We start from the raw sequence: 9,351 nt of genomic DNA, 5'->3' as shown, positions 1-9,351 counted from the left end.
ATAAAAAGAACCGCAGGTCTCTTCAGATCTACGGATTTTCGCCATGCCACGAAATTAGCATCATGCTAGCAAGTTAAGCGAACACTGACATAATAAATTAGTGGTTAACTATATTTTTTTACTTTGCAACAGAACCTCAATTTGTAACTGAATCTGATGATAAAGATTATAAAGAAATATTACTACAAGAATTTCCTGAACAATTAACTAATTATTTAATGAATTATCATTATAAAGATTTAGAAGTTATAAAAACTGTTATTCTTAAAGCAAAAAAATCATTTAATTCAAGACATGAAGATATGCATTACATGTTAGAGGACATTGAAGATGAAATATTAATATCTTTAAAAAGAGTAAAAAAAGCGATACATGATAGAGGTGTTAAAGGCCAAAAGGAAACGATCATTTCGATGCAAGGGTACTTAATGAGTACGATTTTAAGTGAACTTGAAGAACTTTATTCAGCCGATATGAGAAGACAAAATATGACGAAATATAATATTTTTAATTAATAAATTAAATAAGCTTGCAGCAATCAAAGAAACATCAAAATATAGTGTTAAATCATCAGATTTTCTAACAAGTAATCAAGAAATAGTCAAAGACTTAGAACAAGGTTTATACAGAAAACGTATGTTAAGCTACGGTGGTTTACTCAAACAAAAACACAAAATTTTAAATTTAGATGACTCAGAAGACGGGAACTTAATTAATACTTCAGACGAAAAGACAACATAAGAAGAACAAAAAGCACACTCAATCATGGCAATATGGAATTATCAAAAACAAAACTACTACATCAAAAAATAATAAAAAAACTGACCTCAATCAGAAACTATGTATAGTGATTGAGGTCAGTTTTTTTATTATTAAATATTATTGGTTTAATAGTGTTTTGCTTTTGATAATTCTTTACATATCGTCAAGCCAATGTCATGTCGATGTTAAGTAAAAAAAGTTTTTTAGCCTCTGCAGGAACTATGCGATTAAACGGCACGTTTATCTATTTTACATGCCAATTTTTAAATTTGCATGTAAATGGGCAGTGTCTAAAAAATAGCCACTGGTTTTGCTTAAATTTTGTTTGTGAAATGAGAATATATTTATTTGGCTTATATTTGCGTTTTAAGAGCCAATATAAGCTTTTAGGTATAAAACTATATAAATTACCCTTAAATCTTTAAAATACCCCTTTAAAATGCAAAATAAGTATATTTGATTATCACATGTGTTTTTGAATTTAGCACGATACCATTTTGGTATGTAAGTGTGCCTTTGGATAAATAAAAAAGTCCTGGTCTATTATAGACCAGGACTTTTTTATTTATCGTTAGACCGCAACAACATTAGTTGCTTGTTCGCCACGTTGACCATCAACTATGTCGAAATCTACGCTTTGTCCATCTTCTAAAGATTTATAGCCTTCTCCAACAATGTTAGAAAAGTGAACGAATACGTCGTTACCATTTTCTCTTTCGATGAAACCAAAACCTTTTTCTGAATTAAACCATTTTACTGTACCGTTATTCATATAGAATACCTCCGAGTGCTTTTGCACATAATATTTGTAACAATTTCATTTATAAAAAAGAGGATATTCTAGAAAAATACACTACAATTAAATTCACGAGCTTTTATTACGTTAGATTAAGTATACGCTTATTTATTGGATAAGTACATCTTTATTTTTAAAAGCACGCATTTATGCCGAGAAAATTTATTGATCGTTGAGAAGAACCCTTAACTAAACTTGAAGACGAATGTCGGCATAGCGTGAGCTATTAAGCCGACCATTCGACAAGTTTTGGGATTGTTAAGGGTTCCGAGGCTCAACGTCAATAAAGCAATTGGAATAAAGCAATATTTAGGTTAGAGAAAAATAAAAAAGGTGGTTTATATGGGTATAAGGGTCGTGAATGGAATAAAAGAGGGTCTATCAGTATTTGTTCTGTTAGTAATTGTTGCAATAACTTTAAATTTTTTAAAATTGGATATTGGATATAGCAGATTTTGGACTTATTTAGGTAACTTAGGAATCATTAATTTTTTTGATGAAAAACCATTAAATGGATTAGTTGTTTTAGGTTTTTTATTAGGTTTAATTGTTTTTGTTTTAGCTTTATTTTTTCCTGATAAAGAGAAAAATAAATAGTTATGATTTTAGGTTTTGAAACGAGTTGAAAACGAGTTTCTTCTTGTCTTGTTTTAAAATTGTTGAACGTGTCCGATTTCTACAAGCTAAAAGTAAATACAGAAAAGGCTACATTTAAGGTACAAAAAGCTTACAAGTGATTTACGATTTAAATGTAGTTAAGTTGTATCGTTTTGGTTAATAAAAATGTAGCGTTATAACATGCTTTTATTTGGCTCATATTTGCGTTTTAAGAGCTTATGTATGTTTTTAGGTATAAAACTATATGATTTACCTCTAAATCTTTAAAATGCCCCTTTAAATTCAAAATAAAGGCATTTTAAATTTAAATAGTTCTTGTGATAAAGTTTGTTAAAAAAGGAGGTATTAATTTGATATTTATATATATAATATTTTCGGCTATTTTACTTTATTACGCTTTAAAATATGGAATTAGAAATGGTTTTGTTGAACTTGAAGCGAATAAAGACGGTTTAGTTTACTATAAAAAAAGTGCGAGTTTGCTTGAAGAGATAGGAAATATTTATAGTAGAGTTTCTACGTCTAAATCTAAAGAAGCGAAAGCTATCTATAATGAGGCTTTTGACATATTGCTTTCTGAAAAAAAGCCGAAGATTATATTTAAAGAATTAACTGAGAAGAAAGAAGAAATTTTTAAATTAAGTATAGACGATTAACTAGTTTTAAATGACGCATTTATGCCGAGAAAATTTATTGTGCGTTGAGAAGAACCCTTAACTAAACTTGCAGACGAATGTCGGCATAGCGTGAGCTATTAAGCCGATCATTCGACAAGTTTTGGGATTGTTAAGGGTTCCGAGGCTCAACGTCAATAAAGCAATTGGAATAAAGCAATCTTGAATGTGACAATAATGTTCGTTTTATCGACCTTTTTCTTTGTTAGTATTTATATTAATAAAGCTTAAGGAGGTAAATATTATGATTTTAGATATTTTAGGTTATGTATTTGGAATAGGTTTTATTGTGTTTGGAATTTCTGCTTTGGTACTTTGGGGAAATGAAATTTATAAAATTATAAGTAAAAGTAATAAAAGAGTTAGTTATAAAAAGAGTACTTATTGTGCTGGAATAGCTATCATATGTGTTGTAGTTTTACTTATTACTGCTAATGTGTTTTAGGTTTTTGAAACGAGTTGAAAACGAGTTTCTTCTTGTCTTGATTGTTTTTGTTTTAGCTTTATTTTTTCCTGATAAAGAGAAAAATATAAAGTGAGAAATGAATACTAGTTTTTGATTAGTCTAGTTTTTTATTGGTTTTGATAATCATGTATAAGAGGAAAATACAGAGAGTTACACTTTGTATGATGGTAGAGTATAGTATTATATTTTCTTTTTTTGTTATTAAAGAATATATATCTAAAACTATAAGTATTAAAGAAATATAAAGACTATATCTAAAAATTTGTTTTGTATATTTTCCACAAATTATTTGTGCTTTATTCCAATTTTTTTGTGTTTTCATTGATTTCTTTGTTCGAAAACCATAGAAGTGATTTATATTTTCAGGAGGGTTTTTAATCATTAATTCTCCTAGTAAAATCATAAAAATACTTGAAGGTAATAAAAGCATTGATGACATCCTTTTTTATGTTTTTGAAATGAGCTTTTTCTTTTTTTTGATTAAACTAAAGTTTAACTAAAAACATGATTTAGTAAAGGATTTATTCAGGGTATAGTCGACTATATAATTCATTTGTCTTTTATGCCGAGAAAATTTATTGATCGTTGAGAAGAACCCTTAACTAAACTTGAAGACGAATGTCGGCATAGCGTGAGCTATTAAGCCGACCATTCGACAAGTTTTGGGATTGTTAAGGGTTCCGAGGCTCAACGTCAATAAAGCAATTGGAATAAAGCATCTATGATTATTTGAAAATATAAGTTATAATACATTCAAAAATATTTTTGAATGAGGTGTATTATGATTCAAACGGTTATTACTGCTGCTATTCTTTATATTGCGACAGCAGTAGATTTATTAGTGATTTTATTAATATTTTTTGCTAGAGCAAAGACTAGAAAAGAATATAGAGATATTTATGTTGGTCAATATTTAGGGTCTATTATTTTAATATTAGTTAGTTTGTTTTTAGCTTTTGTATTAAATTATGTTCCAGAGAAGTGGATATTAGGTTTATTGGGTTTAATACCAATTTATCTTGGAATTAAAGTGGCTATTTATGATGATTGTGAAGGAGAAAAGAGAGCTAAAAAAGAATTGAATGAAAAAGGATTGTCTAAATTAGTTGGTACGGTTGCAATTGTTACGATAGCAAGTTGTGGTGCTGATAATATTGGTTTATTTGTTCCGTATTTTGTGACATTAAGTGTTACTAATTTATTAATTACTCTGTTTGTCTTTTTAATTTTAATTTTCTTCTTGGTATTTACTGCACAAAAATTAGCTAATATTCCAGGAGTTGGAGAAATTGTTGAGAAATTTAGTCGTTGGATTATGGCTGTTATTTATATAGCTTTAGGTTTATTTATTATTATTGAAAATGACACTATTCAAACAATTTTAGGATTTATATTTTAATTTAGGGTGTGATTTTATATGAGTTATGAAAATACTTGTGATGTGATCTGTGTACATGAGGATAAAGTTAACAATGCTTTAAGTTTTTTAGAAGATGATAAATCTAAGAAATTACTTAACATTTTAGAAAAAATTTGTGATGAGAAGAAATTGAAAATCATATTATCTTTGATTAAAGAAGATGAGTTGTGTGTTTGTGATATTTCTTTGATATTGAAAATGAGTGTTGCTTCAACTTCACATCATTTAAGGCTTTTATATAAAAATGAGGTACTTGATTTTTATAAAGATGGAAAGATGGCATATTATTTTATTAAAGACGATGAAATAAGAGAGTTTTTCTCTAAAAATCAGGAGGGTTTTTGAAACGAGTGAAACGAGTTTCTTCTTGTCTTGATAGTGTTTTGCTTTTGATAATTCTTTACTTATCGTCAAGTGGATGTCATGTCGATGTTAAGTAAAAAAAGCTTTTTTAGCCCCTGCAGGAACTATGCGATTAAACGGCACGTTTACCCACTTTTTATGCCAATTTTTAAATTTGCATGTAACTGGGCAGTGTCTTAAAAAATCGACACTGGTTTTTAGAAAAAATCATTTTGTGAAATCAAAATATATTTATTTGGCTCATATTTGCGTTTTAAGAGCGTATATAAGTTTTTGGATATAAAACTATATGATTTACCCCTATTTCTTTAAAATGACCCCTTAAAATTCAAAATAAAGCATGTATGAGAATGTATAAAGTCAAAAAATAAAGTTGATTATAGAATCTATAAGCTGTTTTTTAGAATCTATCAGAATCTATAATTTTATAAACGTTGATATAAGTGACTTGTAAAGAATCTGAATACAAGTTCTGACGATGCCAGGAAACTTTTATACAGGTTATACATTTTAAAAGTGGATCATGTGGCTTAGTTGTATGATTTGTTTGGTTTTAACATGGCTTAAAAGAAATGTATAAAGCATAAGAAGACACCTCAGCTATGCTGAGTGACACGGAGTGGCATTGTGTCCCCTTATGCTCTTAGGAGAGAATCTGAAAAGAATCTGAATACTTAAAAATATAAAGTAAAAAATGAATAGAAAAATTATTGACCATTTTTGACCTTTATGTTATATATATAGTGAAAATAGTTATATCCTTTGTAGGGAGGGGTTGATATGAATTTAGATAAAAATTCAAAAAAACTAATTCCTTTTAAGAATATGTCTAATTTTGATGGTTTATTTGAGTTTTGTCCTTTTATCGAATTTGAAGTTAATAGTAATTGGGAAGAATATTTAAATTATTTGGAGTATGTCAAAAGTATTAATCAAAAAATAGGTTAATTATTATAAGGAGTGATTATCATGGCTTATGATTTAAAACCATTTGGAAAAGATTATTTTGATATGACTGCTAGTGAATTGTTTAGAGACTTTGGAAGACAATTTTTTAGTAATTTACCTGACCAAAAAACTATAAAAACGGATATTAATGAAAAAGAAGATAGATATGAATTAACAGCTGAGCTTCCAGGCTTTTCAAAAGATCAAATAGATATTTCTTATGAAAATGGTATGTTAATCATTTCTGGAGAAAATAATCAGGTGAATGAAGAAAAAGATAATGAAGGTAAAGTAATTCAAAAAGAAAGATCATATAGTAATGTGAAGAGAATGTATTCACTTAATAATATAGACGAAGATAATATTGAAGCTAAATTTGAAGATGGTATTTTATCTGTAGATTTACCAAAAACTGAAAATAATCAAAGAAAAGTAATAGATATCAAGTGATAGTTAAAAAGAGATGTGAATCTGATTTCACATCTCTTTTTTCATTTTTATTCCTCTTTTGCTTTTTATTTTTTAAACGAGTGAAACGAGTTTCTTCTTGTCTTGATATGACTGAGTTCAACTTCTTTCTTATCGTTAATGAATTTGACCATAAGAAAAGTCGTTAACTCTCAAATTAAGGAGAGTTAACGACTAAAGCAAAAGTTACTCATACTGTATAATGTTTATTTTATATATAAATATTAATCTTAATTGATGTATGTATCAAGATATATACTTGCTTGTGTATATCTTGTAAATTTATGGTTATGATAATAGTCGAGATATACTGGAATTTTGGTTTATTTTCGTTTTTTTAGAAACGAGTGAAAACGAGTTTCTTCTTTTCTTGATATCAATAATAGATGTTATGGTTGGCTTAACCAATGAAGAGAAAAAAGAATTAGAAAATATGGAAATGCGTAAAGTTGAATTTAAATATAAACTCGTTCTTACAGAAAAAATGATGAAATGCTAGGACAATAAGCAGTTAAAATAGAAGTTCAACACATGTGCAATAAACACTTGTGTTGAGTGTACATGTGTTAGTTAACTAAATTATCTATATGAGGTATGATTAAAAGTAATTGTATTATTGAGGTACACTCTAATCATATAATAATTTAGAAACACTATATTAAAAGGTTAGTTTATTTGAAAGTAATTTTTAAAAGGCATATTATTAAATTAACTAAAACAAGGAGGTTTTATCAATGAAAGCAGCAGTTTGGTATGGTCAAAAGGATGTACGAGTTGAAGATCGAAAATCTAAAGAGTTACAAGATAATGAGGTTAAAGTTAAAGTGTCTTGGGCTGGCATTTGTGGTACAGATCTACATGAATACTTAGAAGGCCCTATATTTATTTCAACAGACAAACCAGACCCGTTCCTTGGCCAAAAAGCGCCCGTTACATTAGGCCACGAATTTGCAGGCGTAGTAGATGATATTGGTTCTAAGGTTACAAAATTTAACAAAGGCGATCGTGTTGTTATTAATCCTACAGTTTCAAATCGTGAAAAAGAAGAAAATATTGACCTTTATGATGGTTATTCATTTATAGGCTTAGGTTCTGATGGTGGATTTGCAGAATTTACAAATGCCCCAGAAGAGAATGTTTATAAATTACCAGATAATGTTTCTGATAAAGAAGGCGCCCTTGTAGAACCGACGGCTGTTGCAGTTCAAGCAATTAAAGAAGGCGAAGTTCTATTTGGCGATACTGTTGCTATTTTTGGTGCAGGTCCAATCGGTTTATTAACAGTCATAGCAGCTAAAGCTGCAGGTGCAAGTAAGATATTTGTTTTTGATTTATCAGAAGAAAGATTGAATAAAGCTAAAGCAATAGGTGCTACTCATACTATCAATTCTGGTGAATCAAACCCAAGTGATGTTATTAATAAACATACAGATAATGGCGTGGATGTAGCATTTGAAGTAGCTGGTGTAGCACCAACACTTAAATCTGCTATAGACGTTACTAAAGCAAGAGGTACTGTCGTTATAGTGTCTATATTTGGTCATCCTATTGAATGGAATCCAATGCAATTAACTAATACAGGTGTAAAACTTACTTCAACGATTGCTTATACACCTACTACATTTCAACAAACAATAGATTTAATTAATGAAGGTAATTTAAAAGTTAAAGATGTTATTACTGATGAAATAGAGCTAGATAATATTGTGGAGTCAGGATTTGAACAACTTGTAAACGATAAATCACAAGCAAAAATTCTCGTTAAATTATAATATAGATTATAAAAACTAATGAAAGGAGAATCTCTAATTTGAAGATTCTCCTTTCATTAGTTTTCTTTCTGTGATTATTTGTTTTTACTACTTCATTTTTATTATTCTATATACAGTAGAACGACTCACTCCTGTTTGTTTAGCAATCTCTTCGCCTGTAAGTTTTTGTTCATCGTATAGAAATTTAATTTCTCTTTTCTTATGGTCAGGCAATGAAGGTCTGCCGCCTTTTCGCCCTCTTGCTCGTGCTGCTTCTAATCCTTTTTTTGTTCGTTCACTTAATAAGTTAGCTTCAAGTTCAGCGAATGCACTCATCATGGTAAAGAACATCTTGCCCATCGCATCTTTAGTCGATACGTTCATATCTATAATATGTAAATCAATGCTATTATCATCCAACCATTGCGATAGCTCAATTAACTGTTTTGTTGTACGTCCAAGACGATCTAGTTTATAGATAACTAGGATATCTCCTTCGCGTAAATAATCTAAACACTTATCAAGTTCTGTTCTTTTCGTTTTGCGACCGCTCGCTTTCTCGCTAAAGATACGTTCACAACCATATTCCTCAAGTGTATCAATCTGTCCATCAAGACTTTGATCTTGTGTTGATACACGTGCATAACCAATTTTAGCCATTTCAATACCACCTCTTTTAATCGTTTTATGGGCACTTATTAACGAAATCTAATTCTCGATGCAAATAAACGCGTCTCTCATCGTCTAAAAACTCATGATTTTTGATATTTATGATACATTGATTATAACACAAGTTTATAGACTTAAATATCCAAGAAAAACCTCTTAATATTAAGTTAAGAGGTTTTGTGTCAAAAACGATCGTTTTTTGTAATTTATCTTTTTAAATAAAACTTTAGAATGACGTTATGTAACATGACTAAAATCTTATCATCATAAAAAAACCGGTAATAAAATTATTAGGCACTGCACCCTTACTAAGGGAGCACAATATAAACACTATTTTCTAGGCTGCTAATTTCCTATATTCTATAGGGGATAAGTAGCCTAGTTTTTGTTGAATTCTAACTTTATTATAGTTTTCA

Annotated in this window: 12 protein-coding genes and 2 pseudogenes; 11 read left to right on the top strand and 3 right to left on the bottom strand. The window is 29.1% G+C overall.

Features of this window, described 5'->3' with window-relative positions:
* The 3 genes and pseudogenes from LQ693_RS12885 to LQ693_RS12875 all read left to right on the top strand — a co-directional run.
* Positions 1-77 (top strand): annotated as a pseudogene (locus LQ693_RS12885) (IS6 family transposase); the annotation flags it as partial.
* A gap of 33 nt (positions 78-110) precedes the next feature.
* Positions 111-515 (top strand): replication protein A, encoded by a 405-nt coding sequence (locus LQ693_RS12880; RefSeq protein WP_158259036.1) that lies wholly within the window; start codon positions 111-113, stop codon positions 513-515.
* 16 nt (positions 516-531) lie between these two features.
* Positions 532-813: pseudogene (locus LQ693_RS12875) on the top strand (protein rep); the annotation flags it as partial.
* A 520-nt stretch (positions 814-1,333) separates the two neighbouring features.
* Here the strand turns inward: LQ693_RS12875 and LQ693_RS12870 are convergent.
* A complete protein-coding gene (locus tag LQ693_RS12870) occupies positions 1,334-1,534 on the bottom strand; it encodes a cold-shock protein (RefSeq protein WP_001059083.1) in 201 nt (66 codons plus the stop codon).
* A 366-nt stretch (positions 1,535-1,900) separates the two neighbouring features.
* On the opposite strand from LQ693_RS12870, the gene LQ693_RS12865 reads away from it, so the two are divergent.
* The 3 genes from LQ693_RS12865 (at position 1,901) to LQ693_RS12855 (ending at position 3,295) form a co-directional block, all read left to right on the top strand.
* Entirely contained in the window at positions 1,901-2,155 is a 255-nt protein-coding gene (locus LQ693_RS12865) for a hypothetical protein (RefSeq protein ID WP_101035977.1), read from the top strand.
* Positions 2,156-2,526: 371 nt separating this feature from the next.
* On the top strand, positions 2,527-2,832 hold the full coding sequence (locus tag LQ693_RS12860) for a hypothetical protein (RefSeq protein WP_107378013.1): 306 nt from the start codon (positions 2,527-2,529) through the stop codon (positions 2,830-2,832).
* A 262-nt stretch (positions 2,833-3,094) separates the two neighbouring features.
* Complete coding sequence (locus tag LQ693_RS12855) at positions 3,095-3,295, top strand: hypothetical protein (RefSeq protein ID WP_107547962.1); 201 nt, start codon at positions 3,095-3,097, stop codon at positions 3,293-3,295.
* Positions 3,296-3,410: 115 nt separating this feature from the next.
* Here the strand turns inward: LQ693_RS12855 and LQ693_RS12850 are convergent, their stop codons facing one another.
* A complete protein-coding gene (locus LQ693_RS12850; protein ID WP_259339451.1) occupies positions 3,411-3,698 on the bottom strand; it encodes an SdpI family protein in 288 nt (95 codons plus the stop codon).
* Positions 3,699-4,097: 399 nt separating this feature from the next.
* Between LQ693_RS12850 and cadD the strand changes: the two genes are divergently transcribed.
* The 5 genes from cadD to LQ693_RS12825 all read left to right on the top strand — a co-directional run bounded on the left by cadD (position 4,098) and on the right by LQ693_RS12825 (position 8,287).
* Complete coding sequence (gene cadD, locus LQ693_RS12845; protein WP_050960617.1) at positions 4,098-4,715, top strand: cadmium resistance transporter CadD; 618 nt, start codon at positions 4,098-4,100, stop codon at positions 4,713-4,715.
* A gap of 18 nt (positions 4,716-4,733) precedes the next feature.
* Entirely contained in the window at positions 4,734-5,081 is a 348-nt protein-coding gene (locus LQ693_RS12840; protein WP_000119691.1) for an ArsR/SmtB family transcription factor, read from the top strand.
* Between the two features lie 798 nt (positions 5,082-5,879).
* Complete coding sequence (locus LQ693_RS12835) at positions 5,880-6,047, top strand: hypothetical protein (protein ID WP_158258750.1); 168 nt, start codon at positions 5,880-5,882, stop codon at positions 6,045-6,047.
* A 21-nt stretch (positions 6,048-6,068) separates the two neighbouring features.
* A complete protein-coding gene (locus LQ693_RS12830; protein ID WP_107566102.1) occupies positions 6,069-6,497 on the top strand; it encodes an Hsp20/alpha crystallin family protein in 429 nt (142 codons plus the stop codon).
* Between the two features lie 752 nt (positions 6,498-7,249).
* Positions 7,250-8,287, top strand: coding sequence for a 2,3-butanediol dehydrogenase (locus LQ693_RS12825; protein ID WP_107591119.1), 1,038 nt, complete (start codon positions 7,250-7,252; stop codon positions 8,285-8,287).
* An 87-nt stretch (positions 8,288-8,374) separates the two neighbouring features.
* Here the strand turns inward: LQ693_RS12825 and LQ693_RS12820 are convergent, their stop codons facing one another.
* Positions 8,375-8,926, bottom strand: a complete 552-nt coding sequence (locus tag LQ693_RS12820) for a recombinase family protein (RefSeq protein WP_031837637.1) — start codon at positions 8,924-8,926, stop codon at positions 8,375-8,377.
* Positions 8,927-9,351 lie beyond the last annotated feature (425 nt).

Origin of the sequence: Mammaliicoccus sp. B-M6, from assembly GCF_022386965.1 — a bacterium.
In the GTDB taxonomy this organism is placed as follows: domain Bacteria; phylum Bacillota; class Bacilli; order Staphylococcales; family Staphylococcaceae; genus Mammaliicoccus; species Mammaliicoccus sciuri_A.
The sequence above is the reverse complement of the archived record's forward strand: the minus strand, read 5'-3'. Positions and strand labels throughout refer to the sequence as shown.

Bases quoted from the DNA above. Each gene is read 5' to 3' on its own strand.
- LQ693_RS12870 (WP_001059083.1), bottom strand. From the start codon at position 1,534: ATGAATAACGGTACAGTAAAATGGTTTAATTCAGAAAAAGGTTTTGGT.
- LQ693_RS12865 (WP_101035977.1), top strand. From the start codon at position 1,901: ATGGGTATAAGGGTCGTGAATGGAATAAAAGAGGGTCTATCAGTATTT.
- LQ693_RS12855 (WP_107547962.1), top strand. From the start codon at position 3,095: ATGATTTTAGATATTTTAGGTTATGTATTTGGAATAGGTTTTATTGTG.
- LQ693_RS12850 (WP_259339451.1), bottom strand. From the start codon at position 3,698: ATGATTAAAAACCCTCCTGAAAATATAAATCACTTCTATGGTTTTCGA.
- cadD (WP_050960617.1), top strand. From the start codon at position 4,098: ATGATTCAAACGGTTATTACTGCTGCTATTCTTTATATTGCGACAGCA.
- LQ693_RS12840 (WP_000119691.1), top strand. From the start codon at position 4,734: ATGAGTTATGAAAATACTTGTGATGTGATCTGTGTACATGAGGATAAA.
- LQ693_RS12835 (WP_158258750.1), top strand. From the start codon at position 5,880: ATGAATTTAGATAAAAATTCAAAAAAACTAATTCCTTTTAAGAATATG.
- LQ693_RS12830 (WP_107566102.1), top strand. From the start codon at position 6,069: ATGGCTTATGATTTAAAACCATTTGGAAAAGATTATTTTGATATGACT.
- LQ693_RS12825 (WP_107591119.1), top strand. From the start codon at position 7,250: ATGAAAGCAGCAGTTTGGTATGGTCAAAAGGATGTACGAGTTGAAGAT.
- LQ693_RS12820 (WP_031837637.1), bottom strand. From the start codon at position 8,926: ATGGCTAAAATTGGTTATGCACGTGTATCAACACAAGATCAAAGTCTT.